Source organism: Actinoplanes sp. NPDC000266 (assembly GCF_042899005.1).
Lineage (GTDB): Bacteria > Actinomycetota > Actinomycetes > Mycobacteriales > Micromonosporaceae > Actinoplanes.
In genome coordinates, this window is the sequence record NZ_JBIAZI010000004.1 from 583090 (window position 1) to 604590 (window position 21501).

24 protein-coding genes are annotated in these 21501 nt (G+C 71.9%); 15 read left to right on the forward strand and 9 right to left on the reverse strand.

What is annotated here, in order from left to right; all coding sequences use genetic code 11:
* Positions 1 to 20 precede the first annotated feature (20 nt).
* Genes ACFY36_RS19195 through ACFY36_RS19215 form a run of 5 tightly spaced genes read left to right on the forward strand, consistent with a single transcriptional unit; the run spans position 21 to position 5038 of the window.
* A complete protein-coding gene (locus tag ACFY36_RS19195) occupies positions 21 to 986 on the forward strand; it encodes an LLM class flavin-dependent oxidoreductase (RefSeq protein ID WP_499747317.1) in 966 nt (321 codons plus the stop codon).
* Positions 983 to 2230 (forward strand): LLM class flavin-dependent oxidoreductase, encoded by a 1248-nt coding sequence (locus tag ACFY36_RS19200; RefSeq protein ID WP_499747318.1) that lies wholly within the window; start codon positions 983 to 985, stop codon positions 2228 to 2230. Before ACFY36_RS19195 ends, ACFY36_RS19200 begins: the two co-directional genes overlap by 4 nt.
* A complete protein-coding gene (locus tag ACFY36_RS19205; protein ID WP_499747319.1) occupies positions 2227 to 3486 on the forward strand; it encodes an NtaA/DmoA family FMN-dependent monooxygenase in 1260 nt (419 codons plus the stop codon). The genes ACFY36_RS19200 and ACFY36_RS19205 overlap by 4 nt, the downstream gene beginning before the upstream one ends.
* Positions 3483 to 4553: an FAD-dependent oxidoreductase gene (locus ACFY36_RS19210; protein ID WP_499747320.1), complete on the forward strand. Its 1071-nt coding sequence runs from the start codon at positions 3483 to 3485 to the stop codon at positions 4551 to 4553. Before ACFY36_RS19205 ends, ACFY36_RS19210 begins: the two co-directional genes overlap by 4 nt.
* Positions 4550 to 5038: a flavin reductase family protein gene (locus ACFY36_RS19215; RefSeq protein WP_499747321.1), complete on the forward strand. Its 489-nt coding sequence runs from the start codon at positions 4550 to 4552 to the stop codon at positions 5036 to 5038. Before ACFY36_RS19210 ends, ACFY36_RS19215 begins: the two co-directional genes overlap by 4 nt.
* On the opposite strand, the gene ACFY36_RS19220 is transcribed toward ACFY36_RS19215, so the two are convergent.
* Positions 5027 to 5713 carry an aspartate/glutamate racemase family protein gene (locus ACFY36_RS19220; protein WP_499747322.1) on the reverse strand — a complete coding sequence of 229 codons (687 nt, stop codon included), beginning with the start codon at positions 5711 to 5713 and terminating at the stop codon, positions 5027 to 5029. The genes ACFY36_RS19215 and ACFY36_RS19220 overlap by 12 nt on opposite strands.
* 50 nt (positions 5714 to 5763) lie before the next feature.
* Here ACFY36_RS19220 and ACFY36_RS19225 point away from each other — a divergent pair, with 50 nt between their 5' ends.
* Positions 5764 to 6831 (forward strand): serine hydrolase domain-containing protein, encoded by a 1068-nt coding sequence (locus tag ACFY36_RS19225; protein WP_499747323.1) that lies wholly within the window; start codon positions 5764 to 5766, stop codon positions 6829 to 6831.
* A gap of 82 nt (positions 6832 to 6913) precedes the next feature.
* On the opposite strand, the gene ACFY36_RS19230 is transcribed toward ACFY36_RS19225, so the two are convergent.
* From ACFY36_RS19230 to ACFY36_RS19240, 3 genes are read right to left on the reverse strand one after another with little or no spacing between them, the layout of a single operon-like run.
* A complete protein-coding gene (locus tag ACFY36_RS19230; RefSeq protein ID WP_499747324.1) occupies positions 6914 to 7759 on the reverse strand; it encodes a phosphotransferase in 846 nt (281 codons plus the stop codon).
* The gene (locus tag ACFY36_RS19235) at positions 7756 to 9057 is read right to left on the reverse strand and encodes an EAL domain-containing protein (RefSeq protein WP_499747325.1); all 1302 of its coding nucleotides are present in this window, start codon (positions 9055 to 9057) and stop codon (positions 7756 to 7758) included. The genes ACFY36_RS19230 and ACFY36_RS19235 overlap by 4 nt, the downstream gene beginning before the upstream one ends.
* A gap of 16 nt (positions 9058 to 9073) precedes the next feature.
* Entirely contained in the window at positions 9074 to 9514 is a 441-nt protein-coding gene (locus tag ACFY36_RS19240) for a hypothetical protein (protein ID WP_499747326.1), read from the reverse strand.
* A 22-nt stretch (positions 9515 to 9536) separates the two neighbouring features.
* Between ACFY36_RS19240 and ACFY36_RS19245 the strand changes: the two genes are divergently transcribed.
* Entirely contained in the window at positions 9537 to 10682 is a 1146-nt protein-coding gene (locus ACFY36_RS19245) for a lanthionine synthetase LanC family protein (RefSeq protein ID WP_499747327.1), read from the forward strand.
* Here the strand turns inward: ACFY36_RS19245 and ACFY36_RS19250 are convergent.
* Together ACFY36_RS19250 and ACFY36_RS19255 are read right to left on the reverse strand one after the other, a co-directional pair.
* On the reverse strand, positions 10621 to 11187 hold the full coding sequence (locus ACFY36_RS19250; protein ID WP_499747328.1) for a hypothetical protein: 567 nt from the start codon (positions 11185 to 11187) through the stop codon (positions 10621 to 10623). The genes ACFY36_RS19245 and ACFY36_RS19250 overlap by 62 nt on opposite strands.
* Positions 11188 to 11306: 119 nt before the next feature.
* Positions 11307 to 11780 (reverse strand): hypothetical protein, encoded by a 474-nt coding sequence (locus tag ACFY36_RS19255; protein ID WP_499747329.1) that lies wholly within the window; start codon positions 11778 to 11780, stop codon positions 11307 to 11309.
* A gap of 93 nt (positions 11781 to 11873) precedes the next feature.
* Here ACFY36_RS19255 and ACFY36_RS19260 point away from each other — a divergent pair, with 93 nt between their 5' ends.
* The 8 genes from ACFY36_RS19260 (at position 11874) to ACFY36_RS19295 (ending at position 18843) form a co-directional block, all read left to right on the forward strand.
* Positions 11874 to 12794, forward strand: a complete 921-nt coding sequence (locus ACFY36_RS19260) for an STM4015 family protein (RefSeq protein ID WP_499747330.1) — start codon at positions 11874 to 11876, stop codon at positions 12792 to 12794.
* The gene (locus ACFY36_RS19265) at positions 12794 to 13858 is read left to right on the forward strand and encodes an STM4014 family protein (protein ID WP_499747331.1); all 1065 of its coding nucleotides are present in this window, start codon (positions 12794 to 12796) and stop codon (positions 13856 to 13858) included. The genes ACFY36_RS19260 and ACFY36_RS19265 overlap by 1 nt, the downstream gene beginning before the upstream one ends.
* On the forward strand, positions 13846 to 14643 hold the full coding sequence (locus ACFY36_RS19270) for an STM4013/SEN3800 family hydrolase (protein ID WP_499747332.1): 798 nt from the start codon (positions 13846 to 13848) through the stop codon (positions 14641 to 14643). The genes ACFY36_RS19265 and ACFY36_RS19270 overlap by 13 nt, the downstream gene beginning before the upstream one ends.
* Positions 14640 to 15938 carry an STM4012 family radical SAM protein gene (locus ACFY36_RS19275; RefSeq protein WP_499747333.1) on the forward strand — a complete coding sequence of 433 codons (1299 nt, stop codon included), beginning with the start codon at positions 14640 to 14642 and terminating at the stop codon, positions 15936 to 15938. Before ACFY36_RS19270 ends, ACFY36_RS19275 begins: the two co-directional genes overlap by 4 nt.
* Positions 15935 to 16816, forward strand: a complete 882-nt coding sequence (locus ACFY36_RS19280) for an STM4011 family radical SAM protein (protein ID WP_499747334.1) — start codon at positions 15935 to 15937, stop codon at positions 16814 to 16816. Before ACFY36_RS19275 ends, ACFY36_RS19280 begins: the two co-directional genes overlap by 4 nt.
* Before the next feature lie 40 nt (positions 16817 to 16856).
* On the forward strand, positions 16857 to 17174 hold the full coding sequence (locus ACFY36_RS19285) for a DUF8820 family protein (protein WP_097327293.1): 318 nt from the start codon (positions 16857 to 16859) through the stop codon (positions 17172 to 17174).
* Between the two features lie 10 nt (positions 17175 to 17184).
* Entirely contained in the window at positions 17185 to 18348 is a 1164-nt protein-coding gene (locus tag ACFY36_RS19290; protein WP_499747335.1) for a DUF6745 domain-containing protein, read from the forward strand.
* Positions 18349 to 18483: 135 nt separating this feature from the next.
* On the forward strand, positions 18484 to 18843 hold the full coding sequence (locus ACFY36_RS19295; protein ID WP_499747336.1) for a carboxymuconolactone decarboxylase family protein: 360 nt from the start codon (positions 18484 to 18486) through the stop codon (positions 18841 to 18843).
* Between the two features lie 8 nt (positions 18844 to 18851).
* Here ACFY36_RS19295 and ACFY36_RS19300 read toward each other — a convergent pair whose 3' ends face one another.
* From ACFY36_RS19300 to ACFY36_RS19310, 3 genes are read right to left on the reverse strand one after another with little or no spacing between them, the layout of a single operon-like run.
* Positions 18852 to 19904: an acyltransferase family protein gene (locus ACFY36_RS19300; protein WP_499747337.1), complete on the reverse strand. Its 1053-nt coding sequence runs from the start codon at positions 19902 to 19904 to the stop codon at positions 18852 to 18854.
* Positions 19901 to 20425 (reverse strand): SigE family RNA polymerase sigma factor, encoded by a 525-nt coding sequence (locus ACFY36_RS19305; protein WP_499747338.1) that lies wholly within the window; start codon positions 20423 to 20425, stop codon positions 19901 to 19903. Before ACFY36_RS19305 ends, ACFY36_RS19300 begins: the two co-directional genes overlap by 4 nt.
* The gene (locus ACFY36_RS19310) at positions 20422 to 21453 is read right to left on the reverse strand and encodes a hypothetical protein (protein ID WP_499747339.1); all 1032 of its coding nucleotides are present in this window, start codon (positions 21451 to 21453) and stop codon (positions 20422 to 20424) included. Before ACFY36_RS19310 ends, ACFY36_RS19305 begins: the two co-directional genes overlap by 4 nt.
* Positions 21454 to 21501 lie beyond the last annotated feature (48 nt).

A 21501-nucleotide genomic window follows, 5' to 3' on the forward strand; every position in this document is an offset into this window, starting at 1 on the left:
TTCGCCTATAGGATTTGAGGGTGAGCATTCATCTGGCGCTGGAGATCGACGGGGCCGGCTCCCATCCGGGAGCGCGCGGCGGACTGCCCGACACCGAGGCCGCGGCGGTGGCCGAGGCCGCCGGATTCGCCCTGATCACCATCAACGACTCACCCTTGACGAGATCTGCCGAAGCGGGCGTCCGGGCGAGCTACCTCGCCCGGCGCACCCGCCGCGTCGGCCTCGCCCCGACGCTGCATCCGGCCCTGACCGAGCCGTTCCACCTGGCCACCCAGCTCGCGGCGCTCGACCACGCGTCGCAGGGCCGGGGCGCCTGGGTGGTCGGCGCCGAGAACAGCGCGGCGGCGCACGCGACCATCGGGAGCAAGCCGCTCGCCGGCGACGTGCTGCGGCAGGAGATCGCCGACGTCATCGACGTGGCCCGTCTGCTGTGGGACTCGTGGGAGGACGACGCCGTCATCCGCGATGTCGCGAGTGGGCGCTTCCTCGACCCCGATCGCGTACACCATGTGAACTTCACCGGCGAGCGGTTCTCCGTGGTCGGCCCGTTGATCACTCCGAGGCCGCCGCAGGGTCAGCTGGTCGTCGTCGCCGCCGACGACTTGACCGACAAGCCGGACATCGCCGTCATCGCCGCACCGACCGTCGACGAGATCGCCGCGCGCGCGAATGCGGCAAATGCCCCACTAACCTTCGCCGAGATCGACGTTCTTCTGGGTACGGATCGTCTGGCGGAACTGGACGCGCGGAAACCCTGGGGCGAGCCGGAAAGACTCAGGTTCACCGGCGACGCCGACGAGTTCCGGGCGCTGCTGGCCACACTCGAAGGCATCGTCGACGGCGTACGGATCCACCCGGCCGTCCTCGAGATCGATCTTCCCCGCCTGGCCGTGGCCACCCGCCGCGGCCCGGTCGGCGGCCCCACCCTGCGCGAGGCCCTCGGCCTGCCCCGTCCCGTCAACGTCTTCGCTGGGGAGTCGCGATGACCACGCACCGTCTCCACCTCGGGCTGTTCTTCACCGGCGTCGGCCCGCAGCTTCTCTGGTCGCGACCCGACTTCGCCGAGCACACCCACATCGACACCTTCGTGCGGACCGTACGGACCCTGGAGCGCGGCCTCTTCGACGCGTTCTTCCTCGGCGAGGGCCTGCGCGTGCGGGAGAACCGCGGCCGCGTCTACGACCTCGACGTCGCCGGCCGCCCCGACGCCATCGCGCAGCTGGCCGCCCTGGCCGCCGAGACCGAGCGGATCGGCCTGGTCGCCACCCAGAACACCACCTACAACTTCCCGTTCGACCTGGCCCGGCGGCTCGCCTCGCTCGACAACGTCTCGGGTGGCCGCGCCGGCTGGAACATCGTGACGACGGACAACGCCTGGACCGGCGAGAATTTCCGGTACGGCGGGTGGCTGCCCCACGAGCGCCGCTACGAGCGGGCCGCGGAGTTCGTCGAGACGGCGCGCACCCTGTGGGCAGGGAAGACCGTCGACACGCACAGCGATCTGGTCGAGGTGACCGGATCGCTCGGTGTGACCGGCAATCCCGTTCTCTTCCAGGCCGGCGACTCGCCCGGCGGGCGCGACCTGGCCGCGCGGTTCGCGGACGCGGTCTTCTCGGCCAACACCGACTACGACAAGGCGCAGGCGTACGCGGCCGATCTGACCAAGCGCCTGGAGGCGTACGGGCGTACCCGTGACTCTTTGAAGATCTTGCCCGGAGCCCAGGTCGTCCTGGGCGATACGGCGAAGGAGGCGGCCGAGAAGGCCGACTGGATCCAGCGCGAGCAGACCACCGGGCCCCGCGCGATCGCCTTCCTCGAGCAGTACTGGAACAAGGACCTTTCGGGGTACGACCCGGACGGCCCCCTGCCGGACATCGAACCGGCCGAGGGCGAGCTCGACCCGTCCCGGGGCACCATCTCGATCGAGCACCGCACCGGCAAACTCGAGCGCGTCGCCGAATGGCGCACGCTCAACCTGTCCATTCGCGAGCTGGTCCTGCATGTCACCCCGAGGCACAACACCTTCATCGGTACGCCCGGACAGGTGGCCGACGAGTGGGCCCGTTACGTGCGGACCCGTGCCGTCGACGGTTTCAACCTGGTGCCGCAGCTCCTGCCGGGCAGCGTCGAGGACATCGTCGACCGGCTCGTGCCCGAGCTCCAGGAGCGGGGCGTCTACCGGACCGAGTACGAGGGACGCACCCTGCGCGAGCACCTGGACCTGGCGTGACCGGCCGGACGCTCGGCACGGTCACCGCGGCCGGGGGCCATCCGGGCCCGTACGAGCTGGCCCTGGCCGGACAGTCCACGCTGGAGACGGCGAAGCTGGTGGCCCGGCGGGCCGAGGCGGCCCGGATCGACGCCCTGTTCGTGCCCGACCTGCTGGTCTTCGGCGCGCAGGGCACGATCGGGGCCCAGGAGCCGCTGGTCTTCGTGTCGGCGCTGAGCCAGGTGACGTCGCACGCCGGGCTGATCGCGACGGTCTCGACGACGTTCCATCATCCGTTCAACCTGGCCCGGCTGTTCGGCACGCTCGACCACGTCAGCAACGGGCGGGCGGCGTGGAACCTGGTGACCTCGTCGATCGGCGAGGAGAACTACGGGCCGGGCGGCTTGCCGTCGCCGGAGGAGCGGTACGCCCGGGCGGCCGAGACCCTCGACGTGGTGAACGCCCTGTGGGACAGCTGGAAGCCGGGAGCGCTGCGGCCCGGGCCGGACGGCGCGGCGGTGCTCGACCCGTCGCTCATCGAGCCGATCGGCCACGAGGGCCCGTATTTCAGCGTGCGCGGGCCGATCAACATCCCGCCGCTGCCGCAGGGACGGCCCGTACTGATCCAGGCCGGGCAGTCGGCGGCGGGGATCGCGCTCGGCGCCAAGTACGCCGAGGTGGTCTTCACGGCGCTGCCGGCGCTGGACGACGCGCTGACGTTCACGCGGACGATCCGGTCACAGTCCACCCGGCCGGGCCTGCCGCTGATCTTCAGCTCCTTCCACGCCACCTACGGGGCGACCGAGGCGGAGGCCCAGCGGCTCGTGCGGGAGAGGCTGGAGGCGATCGACTACGAACGCGGGCGCGTGCTCGTGGCCGACATGCTCGGCGGCGGTGTCGATTTGTCCGAAGCGAAGCTGGACGAGCCGCTGCCGTCATCGCTTTTGCCCGACATTACCGGCATCAATCGGCGGCGCGGGCGGGCGGAGATCTTCAGCCGGCTCATCCGCGAGGGCCGCACGCTGCGCGAGCTCGTCCAGGCGGCCCAGGACACCGGCCACTGGTCGGTCGCGGGCACGCCGGAGCAGCTGGCCGACGCCGTGCAGGAGAGATTCGAGGCCGGGGTCCTCGACGTATTGTCGATCAACGGCATCGCCGACGACCGCACGCACGACTTCGTGGTCAACGGCCTGCTGGCCGAACTACGCCGGCGCGGCATCGTCAAGGAGGACTACCGCGGCAGCACCCTCCGCGAGAACTTGGGACTGACGCTATGACTCTGGACGCGATCGTCGTCGGTGGCGGGGCGATGGGCTCGGCCGCGGCCTGGCAGCTCGCCCGGCGCGGGGCCGACGTGCTGCTGCTGGAACGGTTCGAGGCCGGGCACACGCGGGGCGCCTCGCACGGGGCCTCGCGGATCTTCCGGTTCGCGTACGCGCAGCCCGACTACATCACGCTGGCCCGTGAGGCCCTCGACCTGTGGCGCGAGCTCGACCCCGCGCTGCTCGAGCTGACCGGCGGCGTCGACCACGGCGACCGGGCGTCGATCGAGCCGATCGCGAACGCCCTGGCCGCGGCCGGGGTGCCGGGGCAGTGGCTCGCGCGAGAAGAGGCCGCCGAGCGCTGGCCGGGGCTGCGCTTCACCGGCCCGGTCTTCTTCCATCCCTCCAGCGGGCGCGTCCACGCCGACCACGCCGTGACCGCCCTGCAAGCGGCCGCCACCGCGCTCGGCGCCGAGGTGCGGCACAAGACCGAGGTCCTCGCCATCACCGTCCGTGGCGACGACGACGTCGAGGTCGTCACGGCCGGCGAGACGCTGCGGGCGCGCAGGGTGATCGTGGCCGCCGGCGCGTGGACCTCGAAGCTGCTGCCCGGCCTGCTGCCGCTGCGGGTGACCCAGGAACAGCCGGCGCACTTCACGCCTCTGTCCGACGTCGCGTGGCCGAGCTTCATCCACCACGACGGCGGCGCCGGGGTGTACGGGCTGCTCACGCCGGGCGAGGGTGTGAAGGTGGGCTTCCACGGGAACGGGCCCGTCGTGGACCCCGACACCCGCGACTACGCCGCGGAACCCGTACGAGCGGAACGCCTCCGTGACTACGTACGGCAATGGGTCCCCGGGGTTGATCCGGAGAGTGACGCACCGATCAGCTGCACCTACACGACCACCCCGACCTCCGATTTCGTGATCGACCGGCGCGGGCCGCTGGTGATTGCGGCGGGCTTTTCCGGGCATGGTTTCAAGTTCACGCCGGCGGTCGGGCGGCTGCTGGCCGACCTGGCCGTCGCCGGCGCGCCGGCCGTACCGAGATTCGCCATCCCCCTCGGACAGGAGAGCCCATGACCATGCAGTCGGCGCTGGAACCGCTGCGCCTGCGGCGCGTCTTCGGTTCCTTCCCCACCGGCGTGACCGTCGTGGCCGCGCTCGTCGACGGCAGGCCCACCGGCCTCGCGGCCAACTCGTTCGTCTCGGTGTCGCTCGACCCGCCGATGGTGTCGCTCTGCGTGGCGCACACCTCCACCACCTGGCCCACCCTGCGCCGCGCGGGCCGCCTCGGCGTGAGCGTGCTCGGCGCCCACCAGGAGCAGGCCGGCCGCCAGCTCAGCGCCCGTGACGTCGACCGTTTCGCCGCTCTCGACTGGCGCACCAGCGACGACGGCGCCATCTTCCTGGAAGGTTCCAGCGCCTGGCTCGATTGCTCGATCGAACGGGAGATCCCGGCCGGCGACCACGACATCATCCTTCTGCGCGTGCACGACCTGGACGCCGACGAGGCCGTGCCGCCGCTGGTCTTCCACGGCAGCACGTACCGGTCGCTAGCCCTCTGACAGCATCCAGTCGAGCGCCGCCTCGACGTGGAGCAGCGTGGTGTCGTACACGGGCAAAGGACTTTGACTTTGATCGAGAAGAAGCCCGATCTCCGTGCACCCGAAGATCACCGCCTCCGCCTGGAGCTTTTCCAGGATTTGGACGTACGCCTGGCGTGAGCCCTCCTCGACCCGGCCCAGACAGAGCTCGTCGTAGATGATCCGGTGCACGGTGCCGCGATCGGCCTGCCCGGGAACGACGACGGCGAGGCCCCGGGCCTCCAGCCGCTCGCGGTAGAAGTCCTGCTCCATCGTGTAGCGCGTCCCGAGCAGGGCGACCTCCCGCACGCCGTCGTCCAGCAGCGCGGTGGCCGTGCCGTCGGCGATGTGCAGCAGCGGGATGTCGATCGCGTCCTGGATGGCACCGGCCACCCGGTGCATCGTGTTGGTGCAGAGGATGAGGCCCTCGGCGCCGGCCCGCTCCAGCTTGCGCGCGCACTCGCCGAGGAACTTCCCGGCCTCGTCCCACGCGCCGGCCGCCTGCATCCGCTCGATCTCGGCGAAATCGACGGTGTACGTCACGCTGTGCGCCGAGTGCAGCCCGCCGAGCCGATCGCGCACCCCTCGGTTGAGCCGCTGGTAGTAGTAGTCGGTCGATTCCCAGCTCATGCCGCCGAGCAGCCCCAGAACACGCATGCCCTCCATAATGCGTTGCCGCCGGCCCGGCGCTCTGGTCTGCTGCGGGCATGGAGGACGTACGGGCGGCGTTCGAGCAGAATTTCACCGACGGCGCCGAAGTGGGCGCGAGCTTCTGCGCGACCGTCGACGGCGAGATCGTGGCCGACTTCTGGGGCGGCCACGCCGACGCGGCCCGCACCCGGCCGTGGGAGCGGGACACGATCGTCAACGTCTACTCGATCACCAAGACGATGGCCGCGCTGACCGCGCTGCTGCTCGCCGACCGGGGCGAGCTCTCCTTCGAGGCGCCGGTGGCCCGGTACTGGCCCGCGTTCGCGGCGGCCGGCAAGGACGAGGTCACGGTCGCGCAGGTGATGAGCCACTCGGCCGGGCTGTCGGGCTGGCGCGAGCCACTGAAACCGGAAGACCTGTACGACTGGGAGAAGGTGACCGGGCTGCTGGCCGCCCAGGAGCCGTTCTGGAAACCGGGCACCGCCTCGGGATATCACGCGGTCACCCAGGGCTTCCTGATCGGCGAGATCGTCCGCCGGATCACCGGCCACACCCTGGGCACCGTCTTCCGTACCGAGATCGCCGAACCCCTCGGCGCCGACTTCCACATCGGACTGCCCGCCTCGGAGGAACACCGCGTGGCGGAGCTGATCCCGCCGGCGAAGGAGGCCTTCTCCGGCGAGACGACCGGCCTTCAGGACAACGCGGCCCACAATCCACGCCTCGACACGGCGATCGCCAACACCCGGGCCTGGCGAGCGGCCGAGATCCCGGCCGGCGGCGGCACCGGCAACGCCCGCTCGGTGGCCCAGATCCACACCGTCCTGGCCTGCGGCGGCGGCCTGATCTCGGAGGCGACGTGCCGCCAGGCCCTGGAGGTGCGGATCGAGGGCGTCGACCTCATCCTCGGCCTGCCCCTCCGCTTCGGTCTGGGCTTCGCCGTGGGCGGCGACTTCATGCCCAGCCCGAACACCCTCTACTGGGGCGGCGCCGGCGGCTCCCTGGCCGTCATCGACCTCGACGCCCGCGCCACATACGCCTACACCATGAACAAGATGGCCGGCGGCCTGGCCGACATGCGCGCGTTCGGCCCCATGTCCGCCGCCTGGTCGGCTCGGCTCTGACCGGCCTGCCGCCAGCACAGCCCGGTCTTGCCGGTATCGCACGTACTGCCCGTGACCGCCCACGGCCCCGAGGCCACTGGGACTAGATCAGGGTCGGCTCGGGCAGCTGCTCGAGCCACCAGCCGGCCGCGGTCCGGAAATCCTCGTCGACGGGCAGGGCCGCCCCCTCGACCGCCCGCCGCCAGGCCTCCGCACGGGAGACGCGGGCCAGGCGGACGGCGAGCGAGGCGGAGCGGCGCAAGCTTTTCAGCGTCCCCAGGTCGGACCAGACTTCGAGGTACGCGTCCCGCAGCCGCTCCGCATGGTCCGCGCCGGCCACACCCAGGGACACGAGCAGTGACCCGAAGGGATGCCCGACGCTGGTATCACCCCAGTCGAAGAACCGGAACCCGGCGAACACGTTGTTGTCGTGCAGATCGTCGTGCTGCAGCGTGGCCGGGATCCCGTCCGCGGCCAGCTCGTCACACCAGGCCTCGACGCCGTCCGTCTTTTCCCGCACTCTCGGCAGCCGCATGTCGGGCACCCCCAGCTCGATCATCCGGTCCGCTCGATCGGTGAGGCCGCGCTGCAAGGAGGCGTACGACTGAAGAAGCCCGGCCCAGTCGCCGCCCTCACCGAGATCGCGCAGCGTCGGCCCGGCATCGGCGGTGAGAAGCCAGCCCCGCTCCCGCTCGACCGCGATCGGCGCCAGCGTGCGGCCTGGCACCCACGCGGCCAGCGCCTCGGCCAGCCCCGCCTCATAGCGGCACCCGGTGATGTTGGCCTTGAACCAGCGGGCCCCGGCCGCGGTCATCACGCGATGCGACACCGACCACGGCCGCACCCGCACTTCCTCGATGGCCCCGACGGCCGGCGAGTCGAGATGCGCGGCGATCCACGCGTGCGCGCCCGCGATCCACTCCGGATCACACCAGTCGTTCTCCCTCACAGCACGGCCCGCTGACCGCCGCCCCACCGCCGGGCGAACCGGGCCGCGGGCAAGGCCGTACCCCAGAGTGGCCCCTGACCTGTGGTGAAGCCGAGATCGGCGAACCTCTCCCGCTCCGCTTCGGTCCTCACGCCGTCGACCGAGAGGTCCAAGCCCTTGCGCTGAGCGACCCTCACCACCGCCGTGATCCGGGGATCGTCGGCGCTGTCGCCGGCCAGGAGGACCTTCCAGCCGGTCACGGGAAGGTCCGGCCGGTGGCTCAGAGCCGCGAAACTGGCCAGGCCGTTGTTGCGAATGACGCGAATCCCCGCGTCGCGCAGCGAGAACAGTGTGGCCAAGGCCAGGGCGCCCGAGACCGGCCCGGCGACCTCGACCCTCAGGGCCCCCGGTGGAAGACCCGATCGGCGCAGGCCCGCCTCGAGCCGGTCGGCCAGGTCGATATCACGGAGCTCCGCCTCGGATGCCTTGATGGACAGGTAGAAGTCATCCGGTACGGCGCCCTCGTCCCGCCACAGGGCAAGCTGGCGCAACGCCTCGGCGCCGAGGACGGCCGACACCGCTTCGGCCCCCTCGGCCCAGCCGGTGTCGAGCCGCACGATCGGCTGGTAGACGACCGGGGGCGGCTCGGCGGCCGCCGGGTTCGGGAAGAACTGGACGCGTCCTCTGTCTTCGCCCGTGGTCGCCCGCATCGACGAGCTCGCGCGGTTGAACGCCTCTCCCACCTCGTTGTCCCGCACCTCGACGACACTCGTCGACATCGTGAATCCCGGGCGCAGCCCGGCGAGGGACGCGCCGATCGACTCGATCAGCCGCACGACGTCGGCCTTCGGACCAGCGTGGGAGAAGGTGAACATGCCACCGAGCCGGGCGAGCGTGGACCCGCCGGGCAGCACGGCCCGCAGCCGGCTGGAGATCTCAGCGTCCAGCTGGGCGCCACGATCGCCGCGGCCGGTCTCCCTGTCGTCCGGGCTCATCACGATGATCCAGAGTGGGCCCCTCGCGCCGTGGGCCCGGTCGACGGTCTCGCCGACCAGCCGCATCCAGTCCGCCATCGGATCGGGTTCCGGGACCGGAGGATCCCGATATGGCCGGCGGATCGCCCCCGGCCGCCGCCACCACGACGGCCGGGGCGCCGGGGGCTCCAGCTCGAAGGGCGTCTCCACATCCTGTGGCGCGCCGCGGGACGCGCTGATCGCCCGGCGGGCGGCGGACTCGGCCGCGTCGAGGCGGCGGCGCTCGCCCGGCAGGCGGAACGGTCCCCACCCGACGATGCGTACCGGAGTGCCGTCGTCACCCATGGCTGAAATATACGGCTCAGGTCAGCAACGAGGTGGCCGCGACGATGCCGGTGGCCACCGACAGCAGCAGCTGGAGCGCCAGCACGGACCGCACCATCCGCACCACCCCGCCGTTGCTGTAGACCGCCGTCAGCGCGGCCACCCTCAACTCCTCGAGCATTTTGTCCTGGTCCCAGTTCCGGATGGCCCGCACGTTGAGGATCTGGTCGTGATCCGCCTCGGCGAGCCGGTCGACCGCGATGACCCCCAGCACCGCCACGAAGGTGACGAGCAGCAGCCACGCCGCGGCCCAGTCGAGCCCTTCCGGCTCACCCACTTGAAGCGCCGTGGCCACCAGCGCCCCCGCGATCCCGGCCGCGAACGTGGCGAGCAGCTTCGCCGTGTCCACCTGTGCCCGCTGCCTCGCCAGGGCACGGTCGGCCTGCACTTCCAGCCACTCCTCGGGCGTCTGCGCCATCGCAGCATGATAAGAGATATCGATGGAGGAGTTGGCCGCGCAAGCTCTGGAGTGGATGGTCGGGTCGTCGTGCGGGACCGACTTCTCCTTGTACAGCGGCGAGGCGGGTGTCGTACTGGCGTTGCTGGAGGGGCAGCGTCATTTCGGGGATGACCGGTACGGGGACGAGGCCCTGCGGCGTGCGGCCGGGCTGGCCGGGGTCGAGGGCTGCTCGCTGTATTTCGGGCTGACCGGCGCGGCGGTCGCCCTGCGGTCGGTGCATCGCCTCCTCGGTGATTCGCCGTCCGGGCGGGCCGCCGACCGGGCGCTGAGCCTCGTACGCTCGCGGTTCGACGGGCAGCGCTGGGGTGACATGTTCGAGTTGCTCTTCGGCAACGCCGGGATCGCGCTGGGCGCGCTGCACGCCGGCGACCTCGAGCTGGCCGTTCTCGCGGTGACGCCCTATCTCGGCGCCGCCGATCCGACGCCCGGCGGGGTCAATTGGGCGGTCCGGCCCAGCCCGCCGCGGTCGCATCACCTCGCGCACGGGACGCTGGGCATCGTGTACGCCCTGGCCGCCGTGGGCGCCGCCGCCGGACGCGGCGACTTCACCGAGCTGGCCCTGGCCGGGGCGGCCGACGTGGTGAGCCGGAACGAAGCCGGGCCCGGCGGCTTTCTCGTCCCGCATTCCGATCCGTGGCACCGGCCCGAGCTGATCGAGCGGTACAGCTACGGGTGGTGCAACGGCCCGGCCGGCGACGCACAGGTGTTCCGGCTGCTCGCCTCGCTGACCGGTGACGGCGCGTGGTCCGCTCTCGGCGACCGCTGCTGGCACACCGTCACCAGCTCTGGCCTGCCCCGCCGCGTACGACCGGGCTTCTGGGACAACAACGGCCGCTGCTGTGGCACGGCCGGGGTCCTCGCGCTGGCCTGCGACCGCTACCCGTCCGCGCGCGACTTCGCCGGCGTACTGGCCGACGACCTCATCGCCCGGGCCATCGTCGACGCGGACGGCGCCCGCTGGTCGAACCACGAGCACCGCGCGACGCCCAGCGCCCTGCCCCCGGAGCCCGGCTGGGCGATGGGCAACGCCGGCATCGTCCGCGAACTGCTGCGCTTCGCCCGCCTCACCCGAGGGTCGGACCCGGCGTACGCGGTGCCGTGGCCGGATCATCCTCCAGCGCTCTGAGGAACGCCGGCCGGCGGGTATGCCGGCTTCGCAGATCGGAAAGGTACGTGCGGTAGCCCTCCGGGGTTCCGGCGGCCCAGTAGGCCTCCCGTAGTGCGGGCAACAGCGCCACCGCGCGGCGATACCGCTGCTTGTCCTCGGACTTCAGGGCGCGCCGCTCGACCAGTTCTTCGTACGGCCCGATAACCTCGGCTGGGTGGGTGGCGCGGCGGCGTTCCAGCAGGGTCAGCCACTGGTGTTCACCGACCCACTCCGCGTGACGGCGGCCGGTGTGCCAAGCCTCGTCGTCGTGGCCGAGCGCCAGCAACACGTCGATCAGCTCGGAACTGAACACCGGGTCGCGGGCGGCCCGTTCCCGCATCACCGGAATGGCCCACCCTGACGGATCGGCCAGCGCGAAATAGTTCGCCCGAGTCGGGTACCTCTCGAACTCCTCCCGCCGGAAACCGACGGCCGCTTCGACGTCACCGTCCTCGAGGAGCATGCCGACCAGCAGGTCATGCATCTGTTCGGTCCGTGGATACCCGGGCCTGTCCGCGAGTCCACGCCGCGCCCAGTCGATCGCCTCTGTGCGCCGGCCGGCGTCGCGGAGAACGACAACGATCCGTCAACTGCTCGCGCAGATCACGATTCGCCACGAGCGCCGCCCACGACTCCGGATCCGCCGTCTCCGCGCGCCTCGACCAGCCGGGCGACCTCGGACAGGCCACGTTCTCCCAGAGCGGGCGCGAAGTCCCGCAACCGGACCCGTGGCCGGCCCGGCCCGTCGTACTCGATGCCGACCAGCCACTTGGCGAGCGCACCGGGGGACGGCGGCGCCTCGGCGCAGGCCAGCGCGTACAGCCGCATGACGTCGTCGAGGTCATCGCCCACGATCCCCGACGAGTCGTCCATGTACGTCAGGGCCCGCGTGATCCGGTCGACCGCCTTGCGCAGCACCGGCGCCACCCGGGCCGCCGAGCCCTCCGCGAGGAGCGTCTCGCATGCCGTGACCAGCGCGCGAACGTTCTGTGAATACTCGCGGCGGCCGCTGTGGGGATGTCGCCGGCGGTCCCGGCGCAGCCGGTCGGCCAGCTCGGCCAGGGCGTCGTCCCGCACCCTGGTGTCCTCTCGTGATCGGCCGCGAAAGTGTCGTAGGGGCTTGCTAGGTTCTCGGCACTGATTGAGCGTCACCTCGGCCGAAGGAGTCCCGTGACCATCCACCACCACCTGACGACGTTCTTCGGGCTGCCCGTCGTGGAGCTCGAGGACGGCAAAGATCCGGCCGACCCGGCGGGGGTGGCCTGGCGCATCGACATGGAGGACTTCGAGGCGTCGGCCGAGGAGTTCGAGGCCGCGTTCGAGCAGATGATGAAGCGCAGCGGGCCGGCCGGGCCGACCGCGCTGATCGTCGGTGAGTGGGGGTCGGCTTATGACACCCATTTCCCCTTCGATCTCCTCATCCGCAACGCGGAGCGGCTCGGCGCGCTGCGGGCGCTGTTCGTGGGCGAGATGAGCTCCGAGCAGTGTGAGATCTCGTGGATCAACCAGAGTGATGTGACGCCGTTCCTTGCCGCCTTCCCGGCGCTGGAGAGTTTCTGGGTGCGGGGCGCTCAGGGCCTCGAGCTGGAGCCGCTGCGTCACGAAGGGCTGCGTGAGCTCGTCGTTCAGTCCGGCGGTCTGCCCGCCACCATCGTCCGGGCCGTCGGGGCCTGCGACTTTCCCCGGCTGACCCATCTGGAGTTGTGGCTGGGCGTCGACAACTACGGCGGGGACGCCCGGTCCGACGACCTCGCGCCGATCCTGAGCGGGCGGGCGTTCCCGGCGCTGACCCATCTGAGCCTGTGCAACGCCGAGATCGCCGAGGAGCTGGCCGCCGCCGTGGCCGCCGCGCCCGTGGTGGCCCGGCTGAGCCGGCTCGACCTGTCGCTGGGTGTGCTGGGTGACGCCGGGGCCGAGTCGCTGCTGGCCGGTCAGCCGCTCACCCATCTTCAGACGCTCGACCTGCATCACCACTTCATGTCCGAGGAGATGGCTCAGCGCCTGGTCGACGAGCTGCCCGGTGTCACGGTCGACGTGTCCGAACGGCAGGACGAGTCGCGCTGGGGCCGCTACACGGTGGTCGCCGAATAATGCGGCTCGCCGTCGTCGGTAACCCGGAGAACCGCCGGGTCGAGCTCTTCGCCGCCGCCGCCGAGCGGGCCGGTCTGCCCGCGCCCGAGGTCTTCGGTTGGCGCGAGGTGCTGCGGGACGGGCGCGTGCCCGGTCCGGGCGCGCTCGTGCGCGTCGACTCGCCGGGCGAGAACGCGGAGGTCGACACGCTGCTGCGCGAGCTGGGCGGCGGTGGTCCGGCCGTGCCGGCCGAGCACGGCGAGATCCTCGGCGCGGCGGCGGCCTTCGCGGGGCTGCGGGCGGCCCTCGGCCTGGTCGAGGCCGGCGGTGGCCGGTTGCTCAACCCTCCGGCCGACATCCTGACCATGACGGCGAAACCCCACTGCCACGCCCTGCTGACCGCGCGGGGCGTTCCGGTGCCGGCGGCTCTGGAGCCGGTGCACGGCTACGCGTCGCTGCGAGCGGCGATGGCCCGGGCCGGCTGGGGCCGGGTCTTCGTCAAGCCGGCCTTCGGTTCCTCCGCGTCCGGGGTGATCGCCCTGGCCGCGGCCGGGCGGCGGGTCACGGCGGTCACCTCGGCCGAGCTGAGCGGTGGGCGGCTCTTCAACAACTTGCGGGTACGGCGGTACGACAGCGAGCCGGTGATCGCGTCGATCGTCGACCGCCTGGCGCCGGACGGGCTGCACGTCGAGCGGTGGTACCCCAAGGCCGCCCTGAACGACCGGGTGCTCGACCTGCGGGTGGTCGTGATCGCCGGGCGGCCGCGGCATGTCGTGGTGCGCACCAGCCGGTCGCCGATGACGAACCTGCACTTGGGCAACGCGCGCGGCGACGTCGCGGCGGTGCGGGCGGCGGCCGGTGAACAGTCGTGGGCGGCGGCCATGCGGACGTGCGAGCGGGTGGCCGAGTGTTTCCCGGGCAGCCTCCAGGTCGGCGTCGACCTGATGTTCCGGGCCGGGTGGCGCGATCACGCGGTGGCCGAGGTGAACGCGTTCGGCGATCTGCTGCCCCGCGTTCTGGTCGACGGCCTCGACACGTACGGTGCGCAGATCGCCGCGATCACGGGTGCGGCATGCGCGATCTGATCGGCAGTCACGACCTGCTCTTCGTCACGCTCGACACGCTGCGGTACGACGTCGCCGCCGAGTGCCTCGAGCAGGGGCGCACGCCCGAGCTGGCCAAGGTGCTGCCCGGCGGCGTGTGGGAGCGGCGGCACAGCCCGGCGTCCTTCACCTACGCGGCCCATCACGCGTTCTTCGCGGGCTTCCTGCCGACCCCGGTGACGCCGGGCCGGCACGAGCGGCTGTTCGCGGCCCGGTTCGCCGGCAGCGAGACCAGCGGCGAGGGCACGTACGTCTTCGACGCCGCCGATCTGCCGTCCGGCCTGGCCGCCGCCGGCTATCACACGGTCTGCCTGGGCGGGGTGGGCTTCTTCAACCCGGGCGCCCCGCTGGGTCGTGTGCTGCCGGGGTTGTTCGCCGAGGCGTACTGGGAAAGGGGTTTCGGGGTGACCGAGCCCGATTGCCTGGGCGCGCAGATCGATCGGCTGAGCGCGATCGTGGCCGGGCTGCCGCCGGAGAGGCCGCTGTTCAGTTTCGTCAACGTCGCCGCGCTGCATCAGCCCAACAAGCATTACGTGCCCGGCGCAACCGACGACAGCCTGGAGACGCACGCCGCCGCCCTGGAATACGTGGACGGGCTGCTCGGAAGCCTGTTCGCCCTGGTCACGAGCCGTGGCCGGCCCTGCCAGGTGATCATCTGCTCCGATCACGGCACGCTGTACGGCGAGGACGGCCACGTCGGCCACCGGGTCGCGCACGAGGCCGTGTGGACAGTGCCGTACGCCGATTTCGTTCTGGACGCCTCATGACCCTCGACGACTCGCCCTACCAGGGCTATCTGTACGCGTACCCGCACAAGACGGCGTACCGGAAGCTGGAGCCGCGGCCGTCGCTGGCCGAGGTGTGGGCGGCCGAGCCGCAGGATTCGCTGTTCGGTTATGTGCATCTGCCGTTCTGCGAGATGCGCTGCGGCTTCTGCAACCTGTTCACGCGCGCGAACCCGCCGGCCGAGCAGGTGACGGCATATCTGAAGCAGCTGCGCCATCAGGCCGCCGCGGTCAAGGACAGCCTCTCCCCCGGCGCGTCCTTCTCCCGCATAGCGATCGGCGGCGGGACGCCGACATATCTGGAGGCCGGCGAGCTCGAGGAGCTCTTCGCGATCGTCGGCGACGTGTTCGGCACGGCCGCGGTGCCCATGTCGGTCGAGACGTCACCGGCCACGGCCACCCCCGACCGTCTGAAGGTGCTGGCCGCGCACGGCGCCACCCGGGTCAGCATGGGCGTGCAGAGCTTCCTCGAGTCGGAGGCCCGCGCGGCCGGCCGCCCGCAACGGCAGGCCGAGGTCGAGCAGGCGCTGGAGGTGATCCGCGAGGCCGGGATCCCGGTGCTGAACATCGACCTGATCTACGGCATCGACGGGCAGACCGCGCGGACGTGGCAGCATTCGCTCGACGAGGCGGTCCGGCGCCGGCCGGAGGAGCTCTATCTCTATCCGCTGTACGTGCGGCCGCTCACCGGGCTCGGCCGGCGCGCCCACGCCCGGGCCGACTGGGACTCCGAACGCCTGGCGCTGTACTGGCAGGCGGTCGAGGTCCTCACGGCGGCCGGCTACGAGCAGCATTCGATGCGGCAGTTCCGGCTGGCCGGGGCGCCGGCGCCGGACGGGCCCGACTACTGCTGCCAGGACGACGGCACGGTCGGGCTGGGGTGCGGCGCGCGGTCGTACACCTCGGATCTGCATTATTCGTTCGACTACGCGGTCTCGGTCTCCGAGGTGCGCGCGGTGATCGACGACTACCTGTCCCGGCCGGCGTCCGACTTCACGTACGCCGAGATCGGCTTCCGCCTCGACGCGGCGGAGCAGCGGCGGCGATGGCTGCTGAAATCGTTGCTGCGCGCGGAAGGGGTCGATCCCGTCGCCTACCAGAGGCGGTTCGGTACCCCGTACGACGAAGACTTTCCGCAGTTGGGTCTTCTCGCCGAGAAGGGCTGGCTGGCCGGGACGGCGCTGACCGCGGAGGGGCTCGCGCACTCCGACGCCATCGGGCCGTGGCTGGTCTCGGGGACGGTCCGCGAGGCGATGGGGGCGTACGTAACACGATGAAGGACCTCTACGTGCTCTATCGCGGGCCGCTGGCGAGCTGCAACTACGACTGCCCGTACTGCCCGTTCGCCAAGCGGGTCGACCCGCCCGCGCTGCTGCGCGAGGACAAGGCCGATCTGCTGCGCTTCGTGGAGTGGGCCGAGGCGACCACCGATCGGCGGCTGTCGGTGCTGTTCACGCCGTGGGGTGAGGGGCTGACCCGGTCCTGGTACCGGGAGGCGATCGTCCGCCTGTCCCACATGCCGCACGTGGCGCGGATTTCCATTCAAACCAATTTGAGCTCCCGTACGGCATGGCTCGCGGCCGCCGATCCGAGCGTGGCCGCATTGTGGGCCACGTATCACCCCGGGCAGGTGACCAGGGACCGGTTCCTGACGAAGTGCGCGGAGCTGGACGCGCTGGGGGTGCGGTATTCGGTGGGCGTGGTCGGGTTGCCGTCGCACTACGACGAAGCGGTGGCCCTGCGGGCGGCGTTGCCCGCACACGTGTACATGTGGGTGAACGCCGCCGACGAACACGTGTACACGGCGACGGAGGAAAGCAGGTGGACGGCGCTCGATCCGCGCTTCGGCGACAGCGTCCGCCCGCACGCGTCACTGGGCCGCCCATGCCGGGCCGGCGAGGACGCCATCTCGGTGCTGGGCGACGGCACGGTCCGCCGGTGCCACTTCGTTCCGGCCGCGATCGGCAACCTGTACGACGGCTCGTGGCGGGCGGGTCTGCGGCCGCGCGCCTGCACGAAGTCGCTCTGCGACTGCCACATCGGCTATGTGCATCTCGAGCCTTTGAAACTGCGTGATGTGTACGCCGACGGGTTGCTCGAACGTATTCCGAGGGCCTGGCCTTCGACGCCGGAAAGTGTCGTACCCACCCGATAGCGTGCGTTCCACTGAGGCCGGCGAGCGGAGGAGGATCCCGATGTACAGGCAGGGCGACGTGCTGATCATTCCGGTGGCCGAGGGCGAGGTGCCGGCGTGCGCGCCGGTCCCCCGGGACCGCCGCGGCCGCATGGTCCTGGCCCGCGGCGAGGCCACCGGCCACGCCCACGTGGTCGGCGGCCCCGGCCTGGAGTTGCTGGCCGACCTCGACGACCCGGAGCGCATGTTCATCGACGTGCCCACCCACGGCCGGGTGAGCCACGAGGAGCACGGCCCGATCTCCTTGCCGGCCGGCCACTACCGAGTGGTCCGCCAGCGGGAGTACATCCCCGGCGCCTTCCGCCCGGTAGCGGACTGAGGAGCCCACGATGCAGCTGACCCACGCCCAGGAAGCCATGTCCGCCGCCGTCGAGGACCAGTGGCTGGCCGCCGCCGTGGAAACCGGCCCCGCCACCCGCGCCGCCGCCGAGACCGGGGTCCGAGAGGCCTACCGCCTGGCCGGCGCCACCCCACCCGAGCACATCTTCTGGCTGGGCTCCCCCCGAGCCGGCGCCGCCGCCGTAGCCCTCCTCTCCGGAGCCTCCCTGCCCGGCGCTCCCTCGGCCGGAGCCCAGCCGGCGTGGATCTCCGAGGTGTACGCGGAACTGCGCCGACAGGGGTGGACGCCGGGTGAGGTCGCCGGGGCCTCGTTGCGACGGCAGGTGCGCACCGAGCCGTGGGCGGCGGCGCGGCACGCCGCCGTCGAGGCGCTCGGTGGGTACGGCTGGGCTCAGCTCGGCGCCGCGGCCGGGCGGCGGTCCTGGCCGCTGGTCATGGATCTGGTGGCGAGCCGGCTGCGGCTGCGGCTGAGTGAAGACCTGGCCGCCGACTTCCCCGGCGCCGCCGGGCGTCCGCTGCGGACGGCCGTGCTCGACGCGATCTACGGGCAGCACGACGGCACGTGGCTGGCCACCTTCGAGGCGGCCGACCGCCTCGCGCCCGGGCTCATGGCGCCGCTGTCCGGGCTGGCCGAGGTGGCCCGTCATGCCGGCTGGTGGTGGGCGACCGAGCGCTTCGCCGTTCTGACCGAGCGGCCCACGCTGCTGACCCGCGACAACGTCGGCCGGCTGCATCGCGGCGAGGGGCCGGCCATGGAGTTCCCCGACGGCTACGGCCTGTGGGCCTGGCGCGGCATGCCGATCCCGCCCGAGCTGGTGGCCGAGCTGCCCACCCTCACCGTGGCCCGCATCCAGAAGGAGGAGAACGCCGAGCTGCGCCGGGTCATGCTCGAGCACTTCGGCTACGAGCGCTACCTGCGCGAGGCCGGCGCCCACAACCTCGGCTCCGACGAGACCGGCACCCTGTGGCGCCTGGACCTCACCGGCGACGAGCCGCTCGTCATGGTCGAGGTGGTCAACTCCACGCCCGAGCCCGACGGCACCAGCCGCGTCTACTGGCTGCGCGTTCCCCCGCAGACGAGCACCGCCCGCGAGGGCGTCGCCTGGACGTTCGGCCTGACCGCCGCCGAATACCACCCGTCGATCCAGACCTGACCGGCTCGGCGGGCTCCGTGCAAACCGTTTCGCAACCTCATCCCGCCCGGAGGAAGAGTTACGGCCGCCATCTCACCAGACTCATCGCTGCGGCGAACGAAATCGGCCCCGCCGCCCCTAGCGGAAGGAAAGTCGATGGCCACCGGAGAAGCACCCGTGCTGGAAGCCCTGATCGACATCAACGCGGTCGCCCTGGCCCGAACCGATCTGCCCCCGTCCACCCTCCTGCTGGCCCGCATCGCCGCCCTGGCCGCCGTGGACGCCCCGCCCGCCTCGTATCTGTTGCACATCGGCCCGGCGGTGGAGTCCGGCGTACGCATCGACGACGTCCAGGACGTTCTGGTGGCGATCGCCCCGATCATCGGCGCGCCCCGGATCCTCAAGGCCGCCAACGCCATCACCGAGGCCCTCGGTTTCGCCTTCGCCATCACCGAGGCCGCCCTGTCCGCCGCGGCCGCCGAGGCAAGCGCCGCCGGAAGCGCCCCGGACGCCTGACTCCCGCCCTACGCCTGGTGACCGGCGGTGGCTCTTTCGACCGCCGGAACCACCGCCACCGGGCCGGCCCTGTGGTCCATGCCCGTACGGCCCTCGAAGAGCCTGGCGAAAACCGAAGCCGTCACCACCGACGCCGGGACCGCCACGGCCACCGTCGTCCCGAAGGACGCGCCGAGGACGTGGACGACAAGCCCGACGACCGGCACGTGCATCAGATAGAGGCTGTACGAGCACCACCCGAGCAGCGCCACCGGCCTGATGGTCAGCAGCCGGACCAGCGCGGCCGGGCGGCCGGTGGCCACCGCGACCAGGAACAGGGCGATGGCCGGGCCGGCCGCCAGGTCGATCCAGAAGTAGTGCCCGGCCGTCCACACCGACCCTTTCCACACCACCACGACCAGCACCGGGGTGGCGGCCAGCGCGGCCAGCAGCGCCCAGGGCACCCCGCGCGTGCGGACGGCGCCGGCCGCGACGGCGCCCATCGCGAACAGCGGCGCCATCTGCCACGTGTAGCCGATCGTGTCCGGCCGGAACAGGCCGATCGCCGTCACCGGCGCACACACCGCGACCAGCGTGACCACGGTCCCGGCACGGCGCCTCAGCAGGACCAGGAGCGGGAAGAGGACGTACAACCCGGCCTCCACCGCGATCGACCAGAACGCGCCGTTCGGCGCCGGCGCCGCGACGAAGTCCTGCAGCAGCAGCCCGTAGACCACGGCCGAGGCCTCGGTGGGGATGTGCGTCATCGGCAGCGACCCGGCGAGGACCAGGCTCACCGCCAGCGCCGCCCAGTAGGCGGGCAGGATCCGGCGGGCCCGCCGCCTCGCGAACCTCAGGACGCCGCCGAGCCGCCAGCCGTCGCGGGCCGGGGCCAGGGCGAGGGAGAAACCGGAGAGCGTGATGAAGGCGACCACGGCCAGCCGCCCGTGGATCAGCCAGCCGCCCCAGAACGATCCGGTGTTGGCCGGATAGCCAGGATGGCACAGCAGCCAGCAGTGATGAGCCACCACGTACAGCGCCAGCAGCCCCCGGATCCCGTCGAGACCGGCGACCCGCCTCACTGCCGCCGGCCGTCGGCCAGCGCGAAGGCGTCCGCGAGCGGCCCGTCGGCCCGGCGCAGCGCCGCTATCGCCCGGCTGGCCCGGCTCTTCACCGTGCCGATCGAGCAGCCCAGCTGGGCGGCGATCTCCTGCTCGGACAGCCCGGCCCAGTAGCGCAGCACCAGCACCACGCGCTGCCCGGCCGGCAGTGCCCGCAGCGCCGCCAGCACGATCTCGGTGGTGCCCTGACGCTCGGCGAAGTCGTCATTCGCCGGCCGGTCCGGCAGCACGGCGGCGGGCAGCTCGAACCGCCACAACCGGCGTCCCGCTCGCCAGGCCGCACGGACCATGACCTGCCGGGTGTACGCCTCGGGATCCCCCACCGGATGCAGCCGGCGCCAGGCCCGGTACGTCTTGACGAGCGCGTCCTGGGCCAGATCCTCCCCGTGTCCGCGGTCGCCGGTCAGCAGCGCCCCGTACCGGACCAGCGCCGGATATCGGGCACCGACGAACTCGGCGAACCCGGCCGGTGTGCCGCTCACTTGGCGACCACGGCGGCGATCCCGAACAGCCGCTTCAACGCGGCCACCGTGGCGTCGCTCAGGCGTACCCGTCCGCCCTCCGAGGAGACCGCCTCCTGGCAGCGCTTCCCGAGCGAGATGATCACCGTGGTGGTGCCGGCGCCTTTGAGGGTGAGCCGGGCGTTGTGCTGCTCGGGCCCCGCACACGCGTCCGCGTCGTCGACCACGTCAGTCTGCGCCCGCAACAGCCCGAGCACCGAGGCCGCGGTCTTCGGGTCGTCGGAGTCCATGCGCCCGGCCGCACGGACGCGGCCGGTGTCGTCCGGCAGGGTGAGCCCGACCGAGGTCGCCTTCTTCGGCAGTACGAGAACCCCGGCCCGGCCCGGATTGCTCCGCATCGAGTCGATGATCTCCCGCTGGGCCGCGCCGTCCATCCGGAGCACGACCAGCATCCCCGACCAGGGCAGGAGCAGCTCGTTCAGGTAGCTGTACCCCTCGTACGTCCGAGGTTTCAGCTCTTCCGAGTCCAGGCCGTTCTGCATCCAGACCGGCTCCCCGCCCGGAAGCGTGACCGACACCGGCGAGGTCAGGGGCCCGTCCGCGAAGTCCACCGACCCGGGTTTCAGGATCAGCGTGCCGCCCGGGTTGCGGTTGTCCGTCCTGGACACCTCGACCGGCGCGTACTGACATCCGCGCCGATCCGACGTGATCAGCAGAATGGTCCTGGTCAGATCTCCGCACGGCTCCGCCGCGTCCGCCTCGACGACCCGCCACCCGTCGGGCACCGGCAGCTCGAGGCCGCCGGCGACCACGACACCGCCGGCGACATAGGGCGCGTCGGCCACCGGCATGGACGGGCCATCACCCATGAGCCGCCCGGCGCCCAGGCCGCCCGCGAGCAGCACGGCCGCCAAAGCGCCGGCCACCGCCGCTCGTCGCCGGCGCCCGGCGGCGCGCCCCCGCCGCACCACCCCCGCCACCGGGTCGGCCTCGGCCGGCGTGATGTCACCGACCGCCTCGTCCAGCAGCTCTCTGATCCGCTCGACCACGTGTAGTCCCCGCCCCGTCGCCCACTCCAGCCTGTCATCCCTACGAAA